Here is a 24,524-nt window from a genome sequence, read left to right as displayed (position 1 = left end):
TTTAAAAGTAGAGTTTAAAGATTGATAGAATATTAATAGCTTTGGTTTTGGTATTAAAATCGTCTGAATCAAACAATGAAGCTACATCTTCTGCAAGCTCTTTGTAATCTTCGATTCTGTAGAAATTATCTTCAAAATATTTTTGATAGTATTCTTGAATATTGACATCACTATCAAAATAAAACTGATAAGGATGCATGCTTGAATTTTGTGGTGTCTTTAAAATTCTATGATTCAAAATATTAAAACCACGTTTTAGAAATTTATCACCAAAGCTTGTTTTCCAATGTGCATCGGGCTTCATCAATGTTCTTTCCCACCGATACTTTGTCGCTTCTTTACAGTGCTTATTAAACCACTCTAAATAAAACCGATGGTTGAATTTCCATTCTTCTGGAAGTGAAATAGAAAACTTTAGAAAATCTTTCGCCATAAAGGGCGAAGTCTGATATCGCTTTTGTTGTAAAACATGCGCGCCCAAAAGTGTTCGGTTGTAAGCGATATTACGGTATAAAAAGAGTTCTTCGGTTTCGTAATTTTTTAAAATCTCATCCAGAGAGTCTTTGACTTTAGGCAGAAATTCTGGAAACTCGACAATCTTATAAGTGGACGGTTTTTTGCGCCTTGGTTCCGTATTAAAACCACCTAGAACTCCGTCGCCAATTTGTCCGCTGTGGAAGAGGCCGAAATTTTCATACTGCATTTTTTCAAGAGCGTACTGCACGTGAATTGCACCAGTATAAAAAACCATTCCTTCGGAAATCTCAGTTAGATGATCAATCTTTCTTAAAAACTGCCCACCATCTAAAGGGATGAATTCATAATGAATATCGTAGTCGTTGGCAATTTTTTCTGAAATGGTATGATCGTAATAATTAGAATGTGAAAAACACAATGCGTTTCCTGGTATATGGTCATGTTTAATCGCGTACATCATGGCTATACGACTGTCCAAACCGCCGCTCAACAATGCAAGATGATCTTTACCCAATTCTGTGTCTTTTTGGTATTCCATTAAAATGGCTTCCCTGAAAATATCATGAATACGATCAATAGCTTGATCTTTTGTTCCAGAAAAAAGTGGTATCTCTGCTAAACTAAAATACGCTGTTTCTTGACAAGTCAATTTATTGCAATCTATCTCGAGAAAATTACCATCAAGTAATTTTTGAATATTTTGAATAGGCGTTTTCCGTTCTGGTAAATTACTGAAGCAAAGCAATTGATAAAGCGATTCGATATCAGGCTGTGATTTTAAACCAGAATTCTTTAATGTTTCATTAAGCCGAATTAAACTGGTATCTACGAAGATTTTGCTATCAAATGTTGCATGGAAAACTCTTTGAGTAGACGTGACATTAGTAAAAACAAAAATTTTATTCCGAATTTTGTCAACTATAAAGCCCCGAAATTCACCGTCAAAAAGTTTGACAATTTGTTCTTTTTTTTGAAGATATAATTCTTGAATAAGCGTTTCGAAATCCTTTAAGGCAAAGTCATTTAGAAGTTTTCTTTTATTCAATAAGACTCCTTCGAAAAGAAAATCAAAATCTTTCGCCTTTAAATAAAAATCGTCGTATTCTCCCGTAATAAAAGAATTCACCTCTACTGCAATACTTGAAACGTTTATTGAAAACCCCTTTTTCATTAATTCTTTACCAATAAGTTATTTGACTTTTTCAAATTACGAAAAATTTATCATCCTTTATTTAAAATATTCTGATAAACCATGTCAAACTTTTTCGCAATTACATTCATTGAGAAATGCTCTTCTATCTGCTCATGCAAATCCTGCGGTTGATCAAAATCAACTTTTCCTTCTAAAACTTTTTTCATTGCTTCATACAAATCGTTTTGATTGTTGGAAATTAATAGTCCATTGCTATCGTTGATTATTTCAGGAATTCCTCCAACTTTGGTTGCAATCGCAGGTGTGCCAGTTGAAAGCGATTCTAACAATACACAAGGGAAGTTTTCATAATCGCTGAATAAAACAAAACAATCGCTGGCTCTCATTTTAGCTGCAACTTCATTTAAAGTCAACATGGGAAAGGTTTTGATAAAATGTTTTGCGTTATTTTCTGCGACCATTTTATTTAGTTGCTCAACATCGCCATCGCCACCAATATGTAATTCAAAATTATCGAATTCTTTTCGCAACTTCAAAGCAGCAGCAATAATTTTTTCAGGATTTTTAAGCTGAATTAAATTCGAAATATGTAGAAAAGTAAATATATTATTTGTCGGTGATTTTAAATGGAACAACTCGGTATCGACAACATTACCGATTGCTTTGAACTTAGTTGGCCAGCCTAATTCCTTTAGATCATTCAATAGATAGTGGCTCACAGGCAAAACATATTCTGCGTTAGTTGCGATTTGTTTAGCAATTAACAATTGTGGTTTTGAAAGTTGACTTCGATTTATTTTCAAAAAGCCAGACCAGTGCTCCGTAATAACAAAAGGAATTTTAAATTTCCTTTTTAAATAAACTGCAAATAGCATGGAATTGTGGAGAACATTTGCATGAACCAAATCAGGCTTTTGCAGTAGCAAAAAACCTTTTTTATAGGCTTTTATCCGACGAATAAAATTAAGAACAGGATTGTCTGAATTTTTATAGTAGACAATCAAGATTCTGATTCCATTAATAATTTGATCATCGAAAAGATAGGTTTGTTTTTGAGTTGCATCTCCGATTGAATGTAAGATTTCTACATCATGAAGACGAGCAACTGCTTCTGCATGTCGTTGTACAAAATTCCCGTTGGTCGGCTCCAATTTATTAGGAAACCAAGAAGAAATAAAAAGAATTTTGTAGCGCATCGATCAACTTAATACACAAAAATACGGTTTTAATTAAGAGCAACAAAAAACCCTTTAAGTATTCAACTCAAAGGGTTTTAATATTGTAAAAAATTTTAATTAGTCAATGTAAATTCCCGCCCAACTTCTTTTTAAGGGCAAAAGAAAATCACTTAAAAATGAAACGTAAGTGCTTTTTGAAAAGTCATAAACATCAATTTCTTTCGAGACTTCACCATTTTTCAAACCGTTTCTAAAATCTTGCAGTTTCAGGGTTTTCACTTCTCCATCTTCAACAAAGGTTGCTTTCATTCGATCGAACAAGCCCAACTGAAATTCTGCTTCGATCTCCCTCAGCACGGTTCCTAAAGCATCAATAGAACAGCCAGAAGCAGCTTCTATATCCTCATCAACACAGACGATGATGAATTGATTTTTTTCAATTTTAAACGAAGAAGAAAGTGGTTTTCCATGAGCGGCCCAAGTTGCTAAAAAATCATACAATTTTTCCGTAATTGTTTTGCTCTCTTTTGACGTGAAAGGTCTGGACGCAGGATAAATAATTACCCGGTAATCACTGGTTTCTACGATGGTCGTTTCGTCTATTTTCATTTTCTTTGATTAAATTTTAAAGCTCGGATTTTTAGCTATCATTAAATTGATAGTGAAAGAAATCTTAACCTATAAGTCATCAGCTTCAGCGAGAAGTTCGGCGATATCTTTTACGGAAACTTCTTCTTTGTTGAAATGCTTTACGCCATCGGTCATCATGGTGTTACAGAACGGGCATCCTGTCGCAATAATATTCGGACTCTCGCTCAAGGCCTCCTCCGTTCTTTCAATATTAATATCTTTATTTCCTGGTTCTGGCTCTTTAAACATTTGCGCACCGCCTGCGCCACAGCATAATCCATTAGATTTACACCGCTTCATTTCGACCAACTCGGCATCTAATTTTTGCAGCAATTGTCTCGGTGCTTCGTATTCGCCATTTCCACGTCCAAGATAGCAAGGATCATGGAAGGTGATTTTCTTACCTTTAAAAGATCCACCTTCAATCTTGAGGCGACCTTCTTCCATTAGTTTTCTTAGGAATTGAGTATGATGAAGAACTTCGTAGTTACCACCTAATCCTGGATATTCATTTTTAATAATATTGAAGCAATGCGGACAAGCGGTTACGATTTTTTTAACGCCATATCCATTCATGATCTCGATATTGGTGTGAGCCATCATCTGGAAAACGAATTCATTACCAGCACGTTTTGCAGGATCGCCATTGCAAGATTCCTCTTGACCCAAAACGGCAAATTCCACTCCTACTTTATGTAAAATTTTACAAAGAGCTTTGGTAATCTTTTTTGCTCGATCGTCGAAACTTCCGGCGCATCCTACAAAAAAGAGCACTTCGGGCATTTTTCCTTCGGCGGCATATTCTGCCATTGTTTTTATCGTGAAATCCATTCTTTAATTTATCAAAATACTAATTTTCATTTGCCCAATTCAAGCGATCGGCTTGGTTGTATTGCCAAGGTGCGGCATTGTTTTCAATATTGGTCATCATTTGATTGAGTTCCTGTGGCGCGGCAGATTGTTCCATTACTAAGAATCTACGCATGTCAACAATGATTGAAAGCGGATCAATCAGAAGCGGACAAGCTTCTACACAAGCATTACAAGTGGTACACGCCCAGAGTTCTTCTCTTAAAATATGATCATCTAATAACTTTTTACCGTCATCTACGAACTTTCCATTTTTGTTGATGTTCTTTCCCACCTCTTCAATACGATCTCGCGTATCCATCATAATTTTACGAGGAGATAATTTCTTACCCGTAATATTAGCTGGACAAACCGCAGTACAACGACCACATTCCGTACAAGAATAAGCGTTCAACAGTTGAACTTGATTCAAATCGAAAATATCACTTGCACCAAATTTCTCTGGGACTGCGTTGGGATCTGCTTCAGGTTGAGCTGCGTAAGGATCAGCGTTTGGATCCATCATTAATTTAATTTCTGCGGTTACAGAAGCTAGATTATTAAATTCTCCTTTTGGATTTAAATTAGCGTACCACGTATTTGGAAAAGCTAAAATAATATGAAGATGTTTTGAGTAATAAAGGTAATTCATGAAGAACAGAATTCCAATAAAGTGAAACCACCACGCTCCTCTTTCTGTATAAACTAAAGCCGTATTGCCAAGGTTTTGAAATATTGGACCTAATAAATATGATGATATTGGAAAGCTCCCGTGCGTAGCGAGAACTTCTCTTTGTTGTAGAACCCAATCTGAACCGTTCATCGTTAGGAAGGCAATCATCAAGGCGAACTCGATAATTAAAATCCAGTTAGCATCGTTCTTTGGCCATCCAAAGAGTTCCTTCATTTGGAAACGCTTGATGCCATAAAAGTTTCTTCTTATGAAGAACACAACCACTGCAATAATAACGAGTAAGGCTAAAACTTCTAAAGTCGCTGTAAAAGCTCCGTATAAACCATTTCCTAGAATGCTGGCTAGAAATCGGTGGGTGCCAAAGATTCCATCAATGATAATTTCGAGCAGCTCAATGTTGATAATTATAAATCCAACATAAACAATAACGTGAAAGAAGGCTGCTATAGGTCTTTTCCCCATTTTACTTTGACCGAGGGCAACTTTTGACATGGTTTCCCAGCGTTTTGCTTTCTGATCAGAGCGATTGCTCTCTTTGCCCAATCGAATGTTGCGGTAGATTTCCTTTAAACTTCTAAAAAAAAGCCCGAATCCTGCAACCAGAGCGATAAAGAAAATAATATTGCCAATATATTGCATATTGAATGGTTTTTAGTCTTTGTTGTTCTTTCCGAAAACGGAAAAATTAAGATATTTTTTAGGATTTGCTTTTAGATCTTCTACCAACTTATTCATATTATTGGCTGTCTGATTAAGGTTATTGTAAAGCTCTTCATCTTTGGTCAATTTACCAAGCGATCCTTCACCATTCTGTATGCCACTAATAACACCGTTTAGTTTATCGGAAGTTAGGCTTAACTTTTCAATGGTATTGTTTAGTTTTTTCACATCTACTTCATCGGCAACTCGACCGTATTTATCGATGGTCGATTTTGCACTTAATGTGGCAAGATTCGCATTGTCGAGGACTTTTTGAACTCGTGGATCATTGTTCGCTAAAAGCGCATTGGTTTGTCTAGAAGTCGTTTCGAAGGAAGCAACAGTTCTGTTCAGATTATTTAACAAAGCACGAATTTCTGCACGATTTTGATCATCAAAAATTTTATTGGCGTTATTGGTTAATGAATCTACTCTCTTTAAAACCGCTTGAAGCTGATCTTTCACGGGTCCAACTTGCGATGAAATACTATTTAACATTGAAAGCTGAAATTCGCCGGACAATGTATCTCCATCCTTCGCCATTGGATTGCCATAAGCCAAATTTAGACGCATTTCTTTACCAGACATTAAACCTGGTTCGAAAATCTCTAGAGTTGATTTTTTTGAAAACTCAAAATTATCGTCAACGATTATCTTTACTACAAAATGGATTTTGCCATCTTTCTCCGTGATTGGAATGATGTTATCGACTTGTCCAACTTTTAAACCATTTATAGATACAGGGTTAGAAGCGGCTAAACCTTCTACATTATCAAACTTGGCGTAGAAGATATTATCAGTCGTGAAAAGGCTTTTCCCTTTCATAAACTGGAACAAAAATACGAATCCGATAATTGCCAACAATGCGATGAGTCCCGCTTTTATTTCTTTTGTGAATTTCACTTTTCTTTAAATTTTAATGGACAAATATAATAAATTTTAAATAAACTGGTTGCAAAACCTCAGGCCTAGATAACAAAAAGGCGACCATTAATAGTCGCCTTTTTTAAATATTATTAAAACAATTACTGCTGTGAAACTTGATTGTAAATTTCGATTCTGTGATCTTTAATTTTCGCATTGTCTTGTAAGCTCTTCAATAAAGCTTGACCAAATTGCTGTGCATTTTGTCCTGCAATAGCTTCAGTCATTTGCTTAATATCTCCTGGCTGCTTATTGGTTGTTTTAGATTTCTTTAAAACAACATAAACGCCGGTCATTCCTTCAACAGCATTAGAAAGCTTGTTTTTTGCAACTCCAAAAGCGGCTCCAGCAACTCTAGGCTCCATAGCTCCATTAACTTGTGGGCTTAAGATATTAACCTGTGCAGATTGTTTTGTTACCCCAAAGAGTTTCGCAATTTGATCTAAACTAGTCGCCTTAGCTGCTGTAATTTTAGCTTCAATTTGTTTCGCCATCAACTTGTTTTTCACAATTGGCTCAATTTGATTTCTTACTGCTTCTGGATCTGCCGTACCTGCATCTTGAATACCGTTAACATAAGCAACAACTCGGTCGCCTGTTCCATCTACGGTGAAAATATCGGTATCGCCTTTCTTTCTTTTTTTGTTGAAAGCCCATGCGATGATGTCGTCATCTTTGTCTGTTCCTAAACCTGGAAGCTGACCTTGGAATCTTCCAATCTCTGTTGGGTTAGAAAAGTTATAATCGCTTTTCTTAGCAATGTTCGCAAAGTCATTAAAACTTTTTCCTTGAACTTGCTGAATAAACTTAGTCGCTTTGTTATAGATTTCATTTTCTGTTTTATCAGAAGGTTTAATCGTTTTTACCAAGTTCGCCACTTTATAAATCATGGCTCCTGATTTTTTGTCTTCAATATTGATGACATGATATCCGTATTGAGTTTCTACAACCTGAGTTGCTCCTTTACCATTGTTGGCTAAGAAACTTAAATATTCAGGTACAAATGGCGTAGCAGGAGTAGTCCAGCCTACACTTCCACCTTGTGCAGCAGAACCTGGATCCGCAGAATATTTTAATGATTCAGCAAATTTCGACGGGTCCGCTTTTATAACCGCTCCAATTGAATCTGCTAATTTTTTCGCTTGTTCTTTACTTCTTGTTTCGTCTCCACCAGCTTGATTTCCTTTGTAAGTAACCAAGATATGACGTGATAAAGTAGAGTCCGACGCTTTTTTATCTAATAATTTAGATACCACGTAAAAGTTTTCTTCTTTGTAAGGACCGAAAGTTTCTCCAATACCAGCCGTAGCGACTTTGCCTCTAATCGACATTGGCAACTGATCTTGTGAAAAATAGGTTGGGTTAAATGGCAAGTCAGAATTCAACGCAATAAACATTGAGTCGTTCGCTGTATTTTTAAAGTTTTCTTTTCCGCTTACGTCAGTTCCGTCTGAAAATAATTTATTAATTTCAGCTTGTGACGCAACATCATCTTCTGCACTTGGTGCCGCTGGAAAATAAACCAATCCTAAATTTCTGCTGGCATCTCTCTTGAACATGATAGGATGCTTCTTAATATATTCCGCTAAATCACCTGTTGTTACTTTAACCGGATTTTTCAGAGCATACTCGGTATAATCAACTTTTACAAAATCAATATCTGCAACCTGATCTCTTTGTCTCATGATTTCTTCCGCTTCCTTTTCGCTGGCAGTAATACCAGTTGTTACGTTTGCAAAAAGCTGACGAGCCATCATTCGGTATTCGATTGATTTTCTCGTTTTCAACCAGTTGTTGTATTGTTCAGCGTTGGTCGTTTTCATTTGCTCCACTTGACCTTTCAATTCCTGTACTTTGAAATTGCCTTTCTCGTCAAACAATTCTTTATTCTGTGCGAACATAGGATCGAACTGCAATTGATTCCAGAACATATCTTCTGTTAAAGTCAGACCCATTTTTTCAAATTGTTGTTTGATGAGTTTAGACTGCACAAGCATTTGCCAAGCTTGCTCCTCCAAACCTTTGGTGGGTTGGCCTTGCTGTTGTGCTTGCTGCTGAAGCATGAAAAGTTGATCGTCGAAATCTTCCTTAGAAATTTCTTCGCCGTTTACTTTACCGTAAACACCTGGCTCTGCGCCAAATAGCTTTTCGAGACTATCGGGATTCACTACGAAAGCCAACATTGCAACTGCAATAATTCCCATCAAAAGCCAAGGTCTGTTTCTTATTTGTCCTAAAATTGCCATTTTTTGTATAATTTTATCAGTTTGCGAAAATACACATTTTTAACAGATTAGAAAAAAAATCAGATACTTATTTAGATTACCATCCTTTACGGCGGTAATTTTGTCTAAATTTTTGCTTGGCATAATGCTTGTCAAATTACACTCACCTTATTAATACCCGTACTTTTCAAAGGAAATGCAGGTTATCACCTTTAATGAACTTTAAAAAATGACAATTTGTCATTACACTATATTATGACAGAATTTGAAGATATCAACTTTGACGAAATTTTAGACGACGGTTTCAGCCTATTAACTGAAGAAATAAATATTTCTGATATGCTGATTAATGATGAAAACAATGAACAGACGATATTCCCCATTCTTCCCGTGCGGAATATGGTGATGTTTCCCAAAGTGATTATCCCAATTACAGCTGGCAGAACAATGTCGATCAAACTTTTGGAAGAAGCCCAGCGGAACAATGAATACATTGGAATTCTTACTCAAAACAATTCCAGCATTGAAAATCCGACGACCGAAGATTTGTTTCAAGTTGGAACATTAGCCAAAATTATTAAAATCATTAAACTTCCAGAAGGCAATGTTACCGCTATTACCAGAGGCTTTCAAAGATTTAAAATTAAACAGTTTACGGGTAAAAAACCTTATTTCAAAGCAGAAATAACTAAACTTAAAGACACTTCAACCAAGAAGAAAGAAGAATATGAAGCGCTGCTGGAAAACATCAAAGCGCTAGCTTTGAAAATCATAGAGATCGATCCCAATATTCCGACGGCTGCTAACTTTGCCATCAAAAACATTACAGATAATGAAGATTTACTCAACTTCATTTGTTCGAACGCTAACTTCTTACCGAATGTAAAACAAACGCTTTTAGAAGAAAAAAGTTTGCTGATTCGTGCTGAAAAATGCTACGTAGAAATGCACGATGATTATCGCAAATTACAGTTGCGAAGTCAGATTCATAACAAAACTTCAAAAGATCTCGATAAGCAGCAAAGAGAATATTTCCTGAATCAACAGATTAGAACAATTCAAGATGAATTAGGTGGCGGCCCGGAATCTGATGTGGAAGAGTTTTTAGAAAAAGCTAAAAAAATAAAATGGAACGCAGAAGTTGACGAACATTTCAAGAAAGAAATCAATCGCCTTCAAAGACAAAATCCAAATTCGCCAGATTATAACGTTCAACGAAATTATTTAGATTTCTTTACAGAATTACCTTGGGAGAAATATTCTAAAGATGTTTTCGATATTGTGAAAGCTGATAAAGTTTTAGATAAAGCGCATTACGGTTTAGAAGATATTAAGAAAAGAATTTTGGAACACATGGCCGTTCTGAAACTGAAAAACAATATGAAGTCGCCAATCCTTTGCCTAGTCGGTCCTCCAGGAGTTGGGAAAACTTCACTTGGAAAATCAGTTGCAGATGCTTTGGGGAGGAAATATGTGCGTCTTTCTTTGGGCGGACTTCATGATGAATCTGAAATCCGTGGCCATCGGAAAACCTATATCGGAGCCATGGCGGGAAGGATTCTGCAATCCATTAAAAAAGCTGGAACCTCAAATCCAGTTATTGTCTTAGATGAAATTGATAAAATTGCAACCGGTATTCACGGTGATCCGAGTTCTGCCTTGTTAGAAGTTTTGGATCCTGAACAAAATAATTCTTTCTATGATAACTTCCTGGAAATGGGTTATGATCTATCTAAAGTAATGTTTATTGCCACAGCGAATTCGCTTTCAACCGTTCAAAGACCGCTACTCGACCGAATGGAAATCATCGAAATCGCTGGTTATACTTTAGAGGAAAAGGTAGAAATTGCCAAACGTCATCTCATTAAAAAACAACAGGAAGAGAATGGGTTGGATGTAAAATCTTTCAAACTTGGAAATGGTGAGCTAAAACATATCATCGATGCTCATACTTCTGAAAGCGGCGTACGTGGGTTGGAAAAACAAATCGCATCTATCGGAAGATGGGTCGCTCTGCAAACTGCGATGGAGAAAGAATATGATCCGAAGATTACGATTGAAAAAGTAGATGAGATTTTAGGTGTTCCACGACCAAAAAATTTATCTGAAATAACAAGCGTACCAGGCGTAGTAACAGGCTTAGCCTGGACGCAGGTTGGCGGCGATATTTTATTTATCGAAAGTATTTTAAGCGAAGGGAAAGGCGTGCTTACCATGACTGGGAATCTGGGAAATGTGATGAAAGAATCTGCCACGATTGCTTTAGAATATATAAAAGCCAAACATCAAGAGCTGGGAATTTCGTCCGAAGAGATTAAGGAAAACAATATTCACGTGCACGTTCCAGAAGGAGCGACGCCGAAAGATGGCCCTTCAGCCGGAATTGCGATGCTAACTTCAATTGTATCGAGCTTTAAAAATAAAAAAGTAAAATCTCACTTGGCTATGACTGGTGAAATTACTTTGAGAGGAAAAGTTTTACCAGTTGGTGGAATTAAAGAAAAACTTCTCGCTGCAGCTAGAGCGGGAATTAAAGAAATCATTCTGTGTGAAGCCAACCGAAAAGATGTAGAGGAAATTAAAAAAGATTATTTGAAAAGTCTGAAAATTCATTACGTTCAGCGAATGAGCGAAGTGATTGATTTGGCAATCGAGGCTTAATTCAATTCATTTTACATCAATAGAAATTTGATATTTGAATCGTACAGATTCGTAAAAACATAAAAAAATTCTGCAGCAATGCAGAATTTTTTTTTGATCAATTTCCATAGAATTGAAAATTTATTTTGTTTCGCAAAAAGTATTTATTTTCTTAACACCCTTACAAAAACTTACCGTTTATTAAGTTGATTAAACTCCTTAAATAATTCTAACAAATTCATGATAGACTTTACCAGATCATTCGTTTCAAGCAGTAAGGCCAGGTAAAATTTACTGTTTTTGGGACTTGTTTCTGTGGTTCGAATTCTTATAATTTGCTTGGTAATCAGTTCAGACACGGTATTCAAAACCATTCCTTTCTCTTCTAGAATTAAGTCGATCTTTTGAAAATCATCAGATTTGAAACTTTCCTCTAAAAGAAATAATAACTGACTCATTTGAGAATCAATCGTCTTTAAATCACTGATCTGATTTTCTTTTAAAGGTTTGTGGTTATTATCAACATGCGAGTAACTATTGCTGGTTAGAAAATCGATAGACTGAACCATATCTTGCAGATAACTTAAGATCAGAATATAAAATTTACTCGCTTCTACGGAGTTAGCATCTAAGTTTTTAATCAAATAGAACACATTACTTTTCAATTCATCAACTTCCTTTTCTAAACTTTTCTGCTCTTTTTTATTGGCTTTCAGCAAAGCTAAATCGTAGCAACTTATATTTTTTATTAAGCTACTGTAGAGAGAATTTGTTTTACTAAAAACCTTGGCTATTTGTGCAGAACTTTCCGTGATCATTTCATTGACGGTGCCAATATCTTCTCGACGCAATGTTTTTATTTCTGCCTCCACTGCGACTTTCTTTTTATATTTTCTAGAACTTCTATACAATATGATTGCCAGCAAAAGCAAAAGCCCCACAAAAGCGAACACTTCTCCAATTTTCAATATATAAGCAATCGTACAGGCCAATAGAAAAGCGACGATCGCGGTGAAAAACCAACCACCGATCACTTTGAAAACGCCCGCAATTCTGTAAACTGCACTTTCCCTATCCCAAGCTCTGTCTGCAAATGAAGTTCCCATGGCAACCATAAAAGTAACATAGGTGGTCGATAATGGTAATTTCATCGACGTACCAATTGCAATTAAAATACTTGCAACCATTAAATTTACAGAAGCTCTCACCATATCGAAAGCTGGTTCGTCGGAGGTACTTTTAGTGGATTTCGGTACACTTTGAAATCTTCTATTGATCTTGATCTGTACTCTTCTTGGTAAAAAATGATTGATACCTTCTCCAATATTTACACCAGCACGTACGATGGCGCGGGAAATGGTATTCGGGGTAAACTTTTCTACCCCATCACCTTGTCGGGATAAATTGACGCCAGTTTCGATAACGCTTCTTGCCTTTTTTGACGTCCAAAGCGTAATAACCATAATCACCCCCGCAAATAATAAAAAATAGAAAGGTGCAACAATATCATTGTTAGCCAAATCTCCCATCATAAAGTCATCACCAGAAATGCCACTTCCGTTAAAGATTTCATAAGAATTAAAAGCTGCGATCGGAACCCCAATAAAATTAACCAAGTCATTCCCGGCAAATGCAAGCGCCAAAGCAAAGGTCCCAATCAAAATAATTACTCGTAAAATATTAACCTTGAAAAAACTAATTAATATTTGAGATAAGACCGTAAAAAAAATAAAATTTCCACCTAAAATTAGAAATTGATGATGATCGATCCAGGCAAACTGTTCCTCAGATATAAATGAAACTCCTTTTAATCCTTTAATTAAAATGAAAAAAGTAATCGCTGAAATTGCAACGCCGCCGAAGATGGATCCAAAATATTTAAGCTTCTTTTCGAAATGAAAAGTAAATATTAATCGTGAAATATATTGCACAAAACCACCAATCGAAAAAGATAAAAATACGGACAAAAGAATACTATAGACAATCATAGAGGCCTTTTCCGTATTGATATACGCACCCAAATTATCTAAACTTTCATCGGAGGTCACGATTTTATAAACTGCCAGACAAACTGCCGCACCCAATAATTCAAAAATAATAGAAACTGTGGTTGAAGTAGGTAATCCTAAGCTGTTGAAAACATCTAACAAAAGAATGTCAGCAATCATAACGGCTAGAAAAATGATCATGACATCATTAAAGCTGAACATGCTCGGAACAAAGATGCCGCTTCTGGCAATCTCCATCATCCCACTGGAAAACATGGCGCCAATAAGAACTCCAAGACTCGCCACAATCATGGTAATTTTAAAGGAAATGGCTTTCGAACCTATTGCCGAATTTAAAAAATTTACTGCATCATTGCTGACACCAACAACCAAATCGATGATTGCTAATATTCCTAAAGCAATAAGCATGATAATATAAATCTGCTCCATTTACAAACGTTTTATTGAACTGCAAAAATCGACTTTCCTTTCCGTCTTTACATTAACACAATGTTAACTTCCTAAATTTACAAGATTTCGACTACTTAAAATATGATTATAGAAGATAACTTTAATATTGAATTTTTGTCAATTCTTTTTTTTAAATAATAATATCAATTTTTTAAAATACATGACAAAATTAACTCTTCTAGATCACTTGTATTTATGTCATATTAAAGCCTCTCATAGTAAAAAATAAATATCTTTGCACCATTAATAATTACTTGATGATGAAAGATTTAAAACTCCCATTTGTATTGCGACTGGCTATGGTACTCATCAGTATTTTGGCGATAGGATATTTAGCAAAAGTTGGCAAAGGCGTTTTAGCACCACTGTTTTTTTCAGTATTAATGGCTCTTTTGTTTCTTCCGTTTGCTAATTTTTTAGAAAGAAAACTTCGCTTTTCAAGAACGATTTCTACCTTTTCATCATTATTAATGATGCTGTTTTTTTTAACCGGTTTGGTTTATTTCTTCTCCACGCAACTCAGTGATTTCGCCAATGATTTCCCGATTTTAAAGGCACAGGTTTCAAAATCATTTAATGAACTGCAAATTTGGGTTTCAAAAAATTTCCATTTGAATTTTAACAAGCAGATGTCTTATATCAATCAAGGTATCGAAAAACTCCTTGCTTCCACGGCGCTTATTTTAGGCTTCACCGTTTCGATGTTTTCTTCCACGATGGCCTTTTTCCTCTTCAGTGCTTTGTTTTTTATCTTCATTTTAAATTACCGCAGACTTTTATACCAGTTCATTATTTCAATTTTTAATGACCAACATTTTGAAAGAGTGAATGAAGGGATTTCAGAAATTCAAAAAATCATCAAGGAATACATTTCCGGCTTATTCATTCAGATCATTATCATAAGCAGTTTGACGAGCATCTTACTTTCTCTTTTAGGCGTAAAATATGCGATTTTGCTTGGCGTGTTAACGGGCTTATTAAATGTTATTCCTTATGTTGGAATTATATTTTCTGCCTTAATCGCCTGTCTAATTTCTTTTGCTACCGGCGGAACACATACTCTTTTCGTACTGATAGGTTATGGCGTCATTCATGCGATTGATGGAAACATCATTCTTCCTTTAGTTGTTGGATCTAAAGTGAAAATCAATGCGCTTTTTACTTTTATCGGGCTTTTAATTGGTGAAGAATTGTGGGGAATTGCGGGTATGTTTCTGAGTATTCCATTTTTAGCCATTCTCAAAATTATTTTTGAAAGAGTGGAAGGCTTGCAACCTTGGGGCAAAGTTCTGGGTGAAGAAAGCAAACCTCATAAGCCTCGGAAAAAATATAAAATCACCAAGAAAATCACTTTAGAGGAAAAGGAATAAAACACTTACTCATCTGAAATGCAGTCGTTTAAATTGCAAATAGATTTTACAAGAACTAAAAAACTCATTTACAAACTTTACAAAAGATTCGTGCGGACCTTTGATTTAATTAATCAATAAAAAAATCCGTTATGAAATCACCAACATTCAAAATTATTCTTGGTTCTTTACTTTTAACGACCATTTTCGCTTGTAATAAAACAGAGACCGTCGGCAATGCAGGCGAGGCCTCGATGGACCAAACTTCAATGGTAGAAACATCAGACAGCATCTCCTCTGCCGCTACGATGCAAGTCAAAGACAAACAATTCATCAAAACTGCTGATGTTAATATGGAAGTCAAAGATGTATACGACGCGACTATCGCTATCGAAAAATCACTAACTAATTTAGGCGGATTCGTAACTTCAAGCCGTTTAAACGCTCAGATCATTTCCGATGAAACCTTCAATACCTCCGATGAAAATGCAACCTTGGTTCGGAAATTTCAAACTGACAACACCATGCAAGTGCGAGTTCCAACGGGAAAGCTTGGTGAATTTTTAACTTTTATTAATGATAAAAAACTGTTTCTTAATTCAAGGAATATTACCGCTGCAGATGTGACCTCCAATATCAAACTCGCTGAACTGGAAGCTAAGAGAAATTCGAAAACATCAACCAATATTTCTCAGCTTAAAATAAATAAAGATAAAGTGACGATGGCGAACGATAATGACAGCGAATCGAATTATCAAAAAATATCCAGCTTTGAAATGAACGACCATTTAAAATACAGCACGGTCGACATTTACCTTAAAGAACCCAAACTTCGTATTGCCGAAATTGCCGTAACCAATACAAAAAACATCGATAATAAATACAAGTTCAACTTTGTCTATGATCTGAAAAATGCTTTTGTGGAAGGCTTTTATCTCATTCAAAGATTGGTAATCGGACTCGTAACAATTTGGCCAATTCTCTTAATTTCTATGGTTGTGTTTTATTTTTATAGACGAAGAAAAGAGACTTTAAAAATTGAAAATTCAGATCAAAAATCTTAAATTTAGTTCACTTTAAAATCAACCTCCGAATCTTTTTCGGAGGTTTTATTTTTCCGTAAATTTGCAGGGATTTTAAAACTATTAAAGTATAAAATCTGTAATTAAAAAATTTCTGAAATGTTACCCAAAATAAATCCTACCCAAACCAGCGCCTGGAAAAATCTACAAGAACATTTTGCTCAGAACGATTTTGAACTCCGCACTTTATTTCAATATAATCCAGAACGATTCAACCAGTTTTCAGTAAAAAGAAAAGATTATCTTTTCGATTATTCTAAAAACTTAATCGATCAGAAAACCTTCGACCTTTTACAAAATTTAGCTGAAGAATGCGATGTAAAAGCGGCAATTGAAGCGATGTTCTCTGGAGAAAAAATCAATGAAACTGAAGGAAGAGCTGTTCTTCACACCGCCTTACGTGATTTTTCAGATAAAGAAATCTTGGTCGATGGCGAAAATATAAAGCCAGGAATTAAGAGGGTTTTAGACCAAATGAAAACCTTCTCGGAGAAAATTATTTCGGGGGAACACAAAGGATTTTCAGGAAAGGAAATTACCGATGTTGTGAATATTGGAATTGGAGGTTCAGATCTAGGACCAGTGATGGTTTGCTCCGCTTTGAAACATTTTAAAACAAGACTTCAGGTTCATTTCGTTTCCAATGTTGATGGCAATCACATCGCCGAAGTGACCAAAGATTTAAATCCAGAAACGACCCTTTTCATTATCGCTTCTAAAACCTTTACGACACAGGAAACGATGACCAACGCAGAATCTGCAAAATCATGGTTTATGAAAGCTGGAAAACAAGAAGATGTCGCCAAACATTTCGTGGCACTTTCTACCAATACGGAAGCTGTGAAAAAATTTGGAATTGCGGAGGAAAATATCTTCGAATTCTGGGATTGGGTCGGCGGCAGATATTCACTGTGGAGTGCCATCGGTTTAAGCATCGTACTTTCTGTCGGTTATGAAAACTTTGAGCAATTATTAAAAGGAGCCAACGAAACCGATGTTCATTTTAAAACTGCTGACTTTAAAGAAAACGTGCCAGTTTTAATGGCGCTTAATAGAATTTGGTACCGTAACTTTTTCGATGCTGGAACGTATGCAATTTTACCTTATTCTCAATACTTAGATCGTTTCCCTGCCTACCTTCAACAAGGTGATATGGAAAGTAACGGAAAATGTGTGGATCGAAATGGGGAATTTGTAGAATATGAAACCGGACCAATTATTTGGGGAGAACCTGGAACCAATGGTCAACATGCTTTCTATCAACTAATTCATCAGGGGACAGAATTGATTCCGGCTGACTTTATTGCTTATGTAAAATCTTGCAACGTAATTTCTGACCATCAGGAAATACTATTAGCCAACTTTTTTGCGCAGACAGAAGCCTTGGCATTTGGGAAAACAGAAAATGAGGCGAGAGCAGATTTAAAAAAATCTGGAATTTCTGAAGAAGAAATTGATCGATTGGTTAATTACAAAGTGTTCCACGGAAATACGCCTACTAATTCAATATTATTTAATGAATTAACGCCTTATTCACTGGGTCAATTAATTGCGTTATACGAACATAAAATTTTTGTTCAGGGAATTATTTGGAACATTTTCAGTTTTGACCAGTTTGGAGTAGAATTAGGAAAAGTTTTAGCTGGAAAAGTTTTATCTGAACTGAAAAGTTCCGAGACCGTTACTTCCCATGACTCTTCTACCAATGGTTTGATCCATTATTATAAAGACAAAAAGTAAATCTAAAATAAATCTAAAGTAAAACCGAAATGGCACAAATTCTAGACGGGCTTAAAGTTTCCAAGGAAATCAAAGAAGAAATCCGCGTTGATGTAATAAAAATTGTTGAAACGAATAGACGTCCACCTCATCTGGTAGCAATTTTGGTTGGAAAGAATGGCGCGAGCATGACGTACGTAAATAACAAAATCAAAGATTGCAAAGAAGTTGGGTTTAAATCTTCCTTGGTAGATTTCCCAAGCACCGTTTCTGAATCAGAACTTTTGGAAAAAATCGATGAACTCAATAAGTCTAAAGATGTAGATGGCTTTATCGTTCAATTACCTTTACCCAAACAAATTGACCAGGAAAAAATCATCATGGCGATCGATCCACGAAAAGATGTAGATGGTTTCCATCCTGAAAATTTCGGAAAGATGGCTTTAGAAATGGATACGTTTTTACCAGCTACTCCATTCGGAATTATTACTTTATTAGAAAGATATGGTATTGATACCAAAGGAAAGCACTGCGTCGTTATCGGAAGAAGTAGAATTGTCGGAAAACCAATGAGCATTTTGATGGGTCGAAAAGATTTCCCAGGAAACTCTACCGTGACTCTTACTCACTCATACACTCCTCATATTGAAGAATTTACCCAAAAAGCAGATATTATTATCACTGCTTTAGGCGACCCTAATTTCTTGAAAGCAGATATGATTAAAGAAGGCGCAATCATCATTGACGTTGGAATTACACGAGTGGAAGATCAATCTGAAAAAGGATACAAACTAATCGGCGATGTCGATTTTGAAAGTTGCAAAGAAAAAGCGAGTTGGATTACGCCGGTACCAGGCGGAGTTGGTCCAATGACCCGAGCCATGTTGATGAAAAACACCCTATTGGCTTATAAAACCTCAGTATACAATGACTAAAGAAGAAGAAGATATTTTATTAAAAGAAGGTAAAATGCTCCCCGTGATGGAGCATTTTTATACCATACAAGGTGAAGGCGCACATACCGGAAAAGCGGCCTATTTCATAAGATTAGGAGGTTGCGATGTTGGCTGCCATTGGTGTGATGTAAAAGAAAGTTGGGATCCTACCTTACATCCTTTGATGAATACCGAAGAAATTGCGGAAACTGCAGCCCGCTTTTGCAAAACGATTGTATTAACTGGTGGTGAACCTTTGATGTGGAATTTAGAGATTTTAACCAACCGCTTAAAAGAACTCGGCTGTGTCATTCATATTGAAACTTCGGGAGCTTATGAAATGAGTGGAACTTTGGACTGGATTACCCTGTCACCAAAGAAAACTGGGTTGCCAAAACCAGCTATTTATGCCAAAGCCAATGAGTTGAAGATGATTGTCTTTAACAACAATGACTTGAAATTTGCCGAAGAACAGGCAGCAAAAGTTTCTGAAAACTGCGTCCTCTATCTTCAAAGTGAATGGAGCAAAAGAGATGAAATTTATCCTAAAATTACCGACTTTGTCCTTGCAAATCCAAAATGGCAAACCTCCGTTCAAACCCATAAGTATTTGAATATTCCATAAATTGCCTTAGCTTTACTTGTAATTAATCTGCTGTATGCAAAGAATTCGATATTCTAGATATTTCAAGACTACTTTTATTCTCATCGATGTCGTTGTGATTGCGGCAGTATTTGTGTACTTTTTTCTACGAAATAATGAGGAACTATTCGGCGGAGAGAATTCCGAGCAAAACTTCCTTTCTATTGTCTTATTGATTTTCTTTTGGATTTTGCTCAGTAGCCGAACGAAATTGTATACCGTCGCCAGAAATATTACGTATACGATTTACTTGGAGCGATTGATTACGCATATTTTTATTTTCATTTTCGGCGTAATTCTTTTGGCGAAAGTAAGTAACAATGCCTTTTTAAAGCAGGAAAGGTTTTTAATTGCAATGTGCCTGTTCGTGGTACTTTTCATTATTAAATCCACCCTTTTCTTTGCTTTGAAATATATCAGAACATTAGGATATAACGTAAGAAACGTGATGTTTTTGTCTGATGACTCTTCGTCAATTATACTTAGAAATATTTTATCAGAACGTAAAGATTATGGTTTCAAAATTTACGATTATGCCTTGGAAGATCAATTTGATTTTTCAAAACTCGTCGAATTTTGGAAAGAGAATGGAATTCACACTTTATATTTTTCGACTGATTTCAGCAATTATGAAAAGATACAGGAAACCGAAATTTACAAACTAGCAGAAAGACACCAAGTTCGAATTTCTTTAATTCCCAGCATTTCAAAAAATAATTTCTTTCAATTCGATTTGGGATATATCGAAACTTTACCCATTTTACTTCGCTCTAAATTTCCACTCGATTATTTAACGAATGCGGTCTTAAAGCGTGCGTTCGATATTTTATTTTCAGTACTCATTTTGGTGTTCATCTGTACTTGGCTATTTCCGATTCTGGCAATCTTAATTAAGTTAGATGGCAAAGGTCCAGTTTTCTTTGTACAAAAAAGATATGGCTACCATGATGACGTTTTTAATTGTCTTAAATTTCGGACTATGCACGTTAATGGTGAGTGTACATCAAAAACGACCGAAAAAAATGACAAACGAATAACTAAGATTGGTCGGTTTTTGAGGAAAACGAGTCTCGACGAAATGCCACAATTCATTAATGTCTTGAAGGGAGAAATGTCTGTCGTCGGTCCAAGACCGCACATGCTTTTGGTCGATGATTTCTACAAATTAAAAATTGGTCGGTACTCCATTCGAAGCTTGGTTAAGCCTGGCGTTACAGGTCTTGCTCAGGTAAACGGGTTGCGCGGTGACGCTGGGGACATGGATCTGGAAATGCAAAAAAGAATTTTAGCAGATGCATTCTACGTAAAAAACTGGACGGTAAGTTTAGATCTAGTCGTCATTCTAAAAACAGTTTTTTTAATTATCGGCGGAGATAAGAATGCCAAGTAAACTAATTAAAAAATAAAAAACACTATTTTTGCAGCATGTTTAAAAATCTGTTGAGCCAAGTCGGCGCCTATTTCATTCTTCTAGGAAAAACACTAAAAAGACCACAGAAGGCATCAATATTCGGCAAATTATTCATGCGTGAAGTCTATGACTTAGGGGTGAATTCATTCGGATTGGTCCTCTTTACTTCTACTTTCGTAGGAGCGGTTGTGGCGATTCAGATGTTCAATAACTTCAGCGCATCATCTTTTCCTATTCCTAATTCTTTCATCGGATATGCTACAAAAGTGGTATTGATCCTGGAATTTGCACCCACAATTATATCGGTAGTTTTAGCGGGAAAAGTTGGATCATATATCGCTTCAAGTATAGGAACCATGCGCGTCACCGAACAAATCGATGCTTTAGATATTATGGGAGTTAATTCGCCGAACTTTTTAATTTTACCTAAAATTTTAGCCAGTATCATTTTTAATCCTTTACTAATTGCAATCAGTATTGTCTTTGGAATATGGGGCGGCTATTTAGCTGGAACTGCGACTGGAAGCTGGAGTAAAGCAGATTACATCACCGGAATCCAGATGTATATGCCACAGCATTTCATTTGGTATGCCTTTTTTAAGACAGCGGTATTTGCTTTTTTAATTGCCACAATTCCAGCCTATTTCGGTTATAATGTAAAAGGAGGTTCACTAGAAGTAGGTCGTGCCAGCACGCAAGCAGTAGTATGGACGATCGTGGCCATCATCATTATGAATCTTATATTAACTCAAATGTTCCTAAGCTAATGATAGAAGTAAAAGATTTAAAGAAAAGTTTTGAAACTGTTGAGGTCTTAAAAGGAATTTCAAGCAATTTTGAAACGGGCAAAGTAAACCTCATCATCGGTCAAAGTGGTTCGGGGAAAACGGTTTTTCTGAAAAGCTTATTGAATGTTTATCAACCAACGTCAGGCGAAATCTTGTTCGATGGAAAGGACATCAATAAAATGTCGCGAGATGAAAAACAACAGCTGCGCTCCGAAATCGGAACAGTATTTCAGGGAAGTGCGCTTTTTGATTCGATGACGGTAGAGGAAAATATTACATTCCCTTTAGACATGTTTACCAACCTAACTTTCCGCGAGAAAAAAAGACGCGCTTTTGAAGTGATTGGCCGCGTACATCTGGAAAAAGCAAATAGAAAATATCCTTCAGAAATTTCGGGTGGGATGCAAAAAAGGGTTGCCATCGCGCGAGCAATTGTGAACAATCCGAAATATCTATTCTGTGATGAACCGAACTCGGGACTGGATCCTTATACAGCAAACATTATTGATGATTTGCTTTTAGAAATTACGAAAGAATATAATACGACAACCATCATCAACACTCATGATATGAATTCCGTAATGACCATTGGAGAAAATATTTTGTATTTACGAATGGGTATTAAGGAATGGCAAGGAAATAAAGATATCCTGATTAATGCAGGCAATAAAAACCTAATCGACTTCGTTTACTCCTCAGAGTTGTTCAAGGAACTTCGTGAATATTTCATGAAAACGAACAAAACTTCAATTGACAATATTATAACAAAACCTCATTCTAATGAATAAATTTTTTAGCATCGTCTTAATCGGTGCAAGTGTTATGGCATCTGCGCAAATTTCTTTTGCAGCTAAAGCAAACGTCATGATTCCTACAAGTTCAGCATCTTGGAAAAACCTAAAAACTGCAACCACAACTGCTATTGAGCAGAAAGGGAAAAACATAACTGGTTTTAACGCTGGTTTATCAATGAAAGTAAAATTACCAGTTGCATTATATGTGATGCCAGAAATTTACTATTCTACCTTTAACAATGAAGTTACTGTTGCAAATGACATTAATACTGAGCAAACGACTATTAAAGCTAAAAGCAGCCGTGTTGATATCCCTGTACTTTTAGGATACAATCTTTTAGGAGATATGTTAAGTGCTTACGCCGGACCTGTTGCCAGCATTAATTTAACGAAAGATGAAAATTTTGATAATTTCGTACAACGTGTTAATGCAAAAGATTTTACCCTAGGATACCAAATCGGTTTGCAAAGTGAAATTTCGAAGCTTATAATTTCAGCGAAGTATGAAGGAGCTTTTTCTAAAGATCAAAGAAAATTCGTGAATACGGTAGCAGGATCTAATCAGCAAATTGACTATGACAACAGAGCTAGTCTATTTATGCTTGGATTAGGGTACAAATTCTAACTGTAGTTTTACCTCATAAATAAAATCCTCTGAATTAATAATTCGGAGGATTTTTATTTTCTTCTGTTGTGGTATAAGTTACAGTTTGCTGTCTGGCAAGTTCCGCAGCTTGCTTCTCTAGATCTTCATTTTCTTTTCGAAGCTGTACCAATTCTTTTCTTTTTAAGTCCTGTTTCAAGGCAGTTCCTTTGCTGATATATCCTACGATTCCTCCGATGATCAAACCGATTCCGATTCCGGCTAGAATTCCCATTAAACTCATGGGTTCAAAAAGTTTAACTACCGCAAATTCGGGAAGCATATAGTAAAGTAAAAAAGCCAAACCTAGTAAAAGAAATCCTATAAAATGTAAATTTTTCATGTTGATGTAAATTAAAAAACCTTCCCAAATTTAAGAAAAATTCGGAAAGGTTTACTATAAATATGATTTTGTCTTAGAGTTTACCGCCTGAAGCTTTGTAATATGCTAAAGCTTTCGGCATGTGTCTTTCTAAATCTGCTCTTCTTGTATCTGGATTCGGGTGAGTTGATAAAAACTCTGGAGGTCTGTTCCCTGTTGAAGCAGCTTCCATTCTTTGCCAGAATGGTTGAGATTCTCTCGGATCGTAACCCGCCATCCCCATCAAATAAAGTCCCATTTCGTCAGCTTCTAATTCTTGGCTTCGACCGTATTTTAATAACGCTACTTGAGCGCCTAATGGATAAGCTTGTTGAAAGATTGCTGCCATTTGACCATTTGAAATCGTACTTCCAAGAATCGCTCCACCATATTCGGCGATCATTCCTTGTGAAATTCTTTCATTTCCATGACCAGCAATTGCGTGCGAAATCTCGTGTCCTAAAACTACTGCTAATCCAGTGTCTGTCTTGGTAATTGGCATAATTCCAGTATAAACGGCAACTTTACCACCTGGCATACACCAAGCATTGATTTGCTTGTCGTTGATTAAATTAAATTCCCACTGGTAATTTGCAAGATCTGCTTCTCTACCAATTCCTCTGTAATAGTTATTCGCAGCGTTTTTAATTCTTAGTCCAACATTTTGAACACTTTTTGCCTGCGTAGTTCCTTTAACAACTTTCGCTGTTGATAGTGTTTGTCTGTACTGTTGCAAAGCCATCGCAGAAATCTCTTGGTTGTTGGCTAGTTGTAAAGATTTTCTTCCCGTGATTGGGTTGGTTGTACAAGCGATCATCATTGCTGATAGTACCGTAATACCTAATACTTTATTTAAATTTTTCATAGTAGT

General features: G+C 36.0%; 20 protein-coding genes. 10 read left to right on the top strand and 10 right to left on the bottom strand.

Going from position 1 to position 24,524, the window contains the following annotated elements:
• Position 1: 1 nt before the first annotated feature.
• The 7 genes from BMX49_RS02665 to BMX49_RS02635 all read right to left on the bottom strand — a co-directional run bounded on the left by BMX49_RS02665 (position 2) and on the right by BMX49_RS02635 (position 8,850).
• Positions 2–1,648, bottom strand: coding sequence for an asparagine synthase-related protein (locus BMX49_RS02665; RefSeq protein ID WP_034718438.1), 1,647 nt, complete (start codon positions 1,646–1,648; stop codon positions 2–4).
• A 50-nt stretch (positions 1,649–1,698) separates the two neighbouring features.
• Complete coding sequence (locus tag BMX49_RS02660) at positions 1,699–2,826, bottom strand: glycosyltransferase family 4 protein (RefSeq protein ID WP_034718435.1); 1,128 nt, start codon at positions 2,824–2,826, stop codon at positions 1,699–1,701.
• A gap of 99 nt (positions 2,827–2,925) precedes the next feature.
• Positions 2,926–3,417, bottom strand: a complete 492-nt coding sequence (locus BMX49_RS02655) for a hypothetical protein (RefSeq protein ID WP_034718432.1) — start codon at positions 3,415–3,417, stop codon at positions 2,926–2,928.
• 69 nt (positions 3,418–3,486) lie between these two features.
• The gene (locus tag BMX49_RS02650; RefSeq protein WP_034718429.1) at positions 3,487–4,269 is read right to left on the bottom strand and encodes a (Fe-S)-binding protein; all 783 of its coding nucleotides are present in this window, start codon (positions 4,267–4,269) and stop codon (positions 3,487–3,489) included.
• A gap of 19 nt (positions 4,270–4,288) precedes the next feature.
• Positions 4,289–5,620 carry a 4Fe-4S dicluster domain-containing protein gene (locus tag BMX49_RS02645; RefSeq protein ID WP_034718426.1) on the bottom strand — a complete coding sequence of 444 codons (1,332 nt, stop codon included), beginning with the start codon at positions 5,618–5,620 and terminating at the stop codon, positions 4,289–4,291.
• Positions 5,621–5,632: 12 nt separating this feature from the next.
• Positions 5,633–6,583 carry an MlaD family protein gene (locus BMX49_RS02640; RefSeq protein ID WP_034718424.1) on the bottom strand — a complete coding sequence of 317 codons (951 nt, stop codon included), beginning with the start codon at positions 6,581–6,583 and terminating at the stop codon, positions 5,633–5,635.
• Positions 6,584–6,705: 122 nt separating this feature from the next.
• On the bottom strand, positions 6,706–8,850 hold the full coding sequence (locus BMX49_RS02635; RefSeq protein ID WP_034718420.1) for a peptidylprolyl isomerase: 2,145 nt from the start codon (positions 8,848–8,850) through the stop codon (positions 6,706–6,708).
• A gap of 234 nt (positions 8,851–9,084) precedes the next feature.
• Between BMX49_RS02635 and lon the strand changes: the two genes are divergently transcribed.
• Positions 9,085–11,490, top strand: a complete 2,406-nt coding sequence (lon, locus tag BMX49_RS02630; RefSeq protein WP_034718417.1) for an endopeptidase La — start codon at positions 9,085–9,087, stop codon at positions 11,488–11,490.
• 170 nt (positions 11,491–11,660) lie between these two features.
• Here the strand turns inward: lon and BMX49_RS02625 are convergent, their stop codons facing one another.
• Complete coding sequence (locus BMX49_RS02625) at positions 11,661–13,907, bottom strand: inorganic phosphate transporter (protein WP_034718414.1); 2,247 nt, start codon at positions 13,905–13,907, stop codon at positions 11,661–11,663.
• Between the two features lie 278 nt (positions 13,908–14,185).
• On the opposite strand from BMX49_RS02625, the gene BMX49_RS02620 reads away from it, so the two are divergent.
• The 9 genes from BMX49_RS02620 (at position 14,186) to BMX49_RS02580 (ending at position 23,274) form a co-directional block, all read left to right on the top strand.
• Complete coding sequence (locus BMX49_RS02620; protein WP_246005105.1) at positions 14,186–15,298, top strand: AI-2E family transporter; 1,113 nt, start codon at positions 14,186–14,188, stop codon at positions 15,296–15,298.
• A gap of 131 nt (positions 15,299–15,429) precedes the next feature.
• A complete protein-coding gene (locus BMX49_RS02615; RefSeq protein ID WP_034718411.1) occupies positions 15,430–16,341 on the top strand; it encodes a DUF4349 domain-containing protein in 912 nt (303 codons plus the stop codon).
• Positions 16,342–16,458: 117 nt separating this feature from the next.
• On the top strand, positions 16,459–18,099 hold the full coding sequence (pgi, locus tag BMX49_RS02610; protein WP_034718408.1) for a glucose-6-phosphate isomerase: 1,641 nt from the start codon (positions 16,459–16,461) through the stop codon (positions 18,097–18,099).
• Positions 18,100–18,128: 29 nt separating this feature from the next.
• A complete protein-coding gene (locus BMX49_RS02605; protein WP_034718404.1) occupies positions 18,129–19,013 on the top strand; it encodes a bifunctional 5,10-methylenetetrahydrofolate dehydrogenase/5,10-methenyltetrahydrofolate cyclohydrolase in 885 nt (294 codons plus the stop codon).
• Positions 19,006–19,638 carry a 7-carboxy-7-deazaguanine synthase QueE gene (locus BMX49_RS02600; RefSeq protein WP_034718401.1) on the top strand — a complete coding sequence of 211 codons (633 nt, stop codon included), beginning with the start codon at positions 19,006–19,008 and terminating at the stop codon, positions 19,636–19,638. The genes BMX49_RS02605 and BMX49_RS02600 overlap by 8 nt, the downstream gene beginning before the upstream one ends.
• A gap of 34 nt (positions 19,639–19,672) precedes the next feature.
• Positions 19,673–21,046, top strand: a complete 1,374-nt coding sequence (locus BMX49_RS02595; protein ID WP_034718399.1) for an exopolysaccharide biosynthesis polyprenyl glycosylphosphotransferase — start codon at positions 19,673–19,675, stop codon at positions 21,044–21,046.
• Between the two features lie 35 nt (positions 21,047–21,081).
• Positions 21,082–21,834, top strand: a complete 753-nt coding sequence (locus BMX49_RS02590) for an MlaE family ABC transporter permease (protein WP_034718397.1) — start codon at positions 21,082–21,084, stop codon at positions 21,832–21,834.
• Positions 21,834–22,643, top strand: coding sequence for an ABC transporter ATP-binding protein (locus tag BMX49_RS02585; protein ID WP_034718393.1), 810 nt, complete (start codon positions 21,834–21,836; stop codon positions 22,641–22,643). The genes BMX49_RS02590 and BMX49_RS02585 overlap by 1 nt, the downstream gene beginning before the upstream one ends.
• Positions 22,636–23,274: an outer membrane beta-barrel protein gene (locus tag BMX49_RS02580; RefSeq protein ID WP_034718390.1), complete on the top strand. Its 639-nt coding sequence runs from the start codon at positions 22,636–22,638 to the stop codon at positions 23,272–23,274. The genes BMX49_RS02585 and BMX49_RS02580 overlap by 8 nt, the downstream gene beginning before the upstream one ends.
• A 34-nt stretch (positions 23,275–23,308) precedes the next feature.
• Here the strand turns inward: BMX49_RS02580 and BMX49_RS02575 are convergent, their stop codons facing one another.
• Positions 23,309–23,635 (bottom strand): hypothetical protein, encoded by a 327-nt coding sequence (locus BMX49_RS02575; protein WP_034718388.1) that lies wholly within the window; start codon positions 23,633–23,635, stop codon positions 23,309–23,311.
• A gap of 73 nt (positions 23,636–23,708) precedes the next feature.
• The gene (locus BMX49_RS02570) at positions 23,709–24,518 is read right to left on the bottom strand and encodes a M48 family metallopeptidase (protein ID WP_034718385.1); all 810 of its coding nucleotides are present in this window, start codon (positions 24,516–24,518) and stop codon (positions 23,709–23,711) included.
• Between the last annotated feature and the right edge of the window lie 6 nt (positions 24,519–24,524).

It is taken from the genome of Kaistella antarctica (assembly GCF_900109615.1).
Classification (GTDB): domain Bacteria; phylum Bacteroidota; class Bacteroidia; order Flavobacteriales; family Weeksellaceae; genus Kaistella; species Kaistella antarctica.
This window is presented reverse-complemented; position numbering and strand designations above follow the sequence as displayed.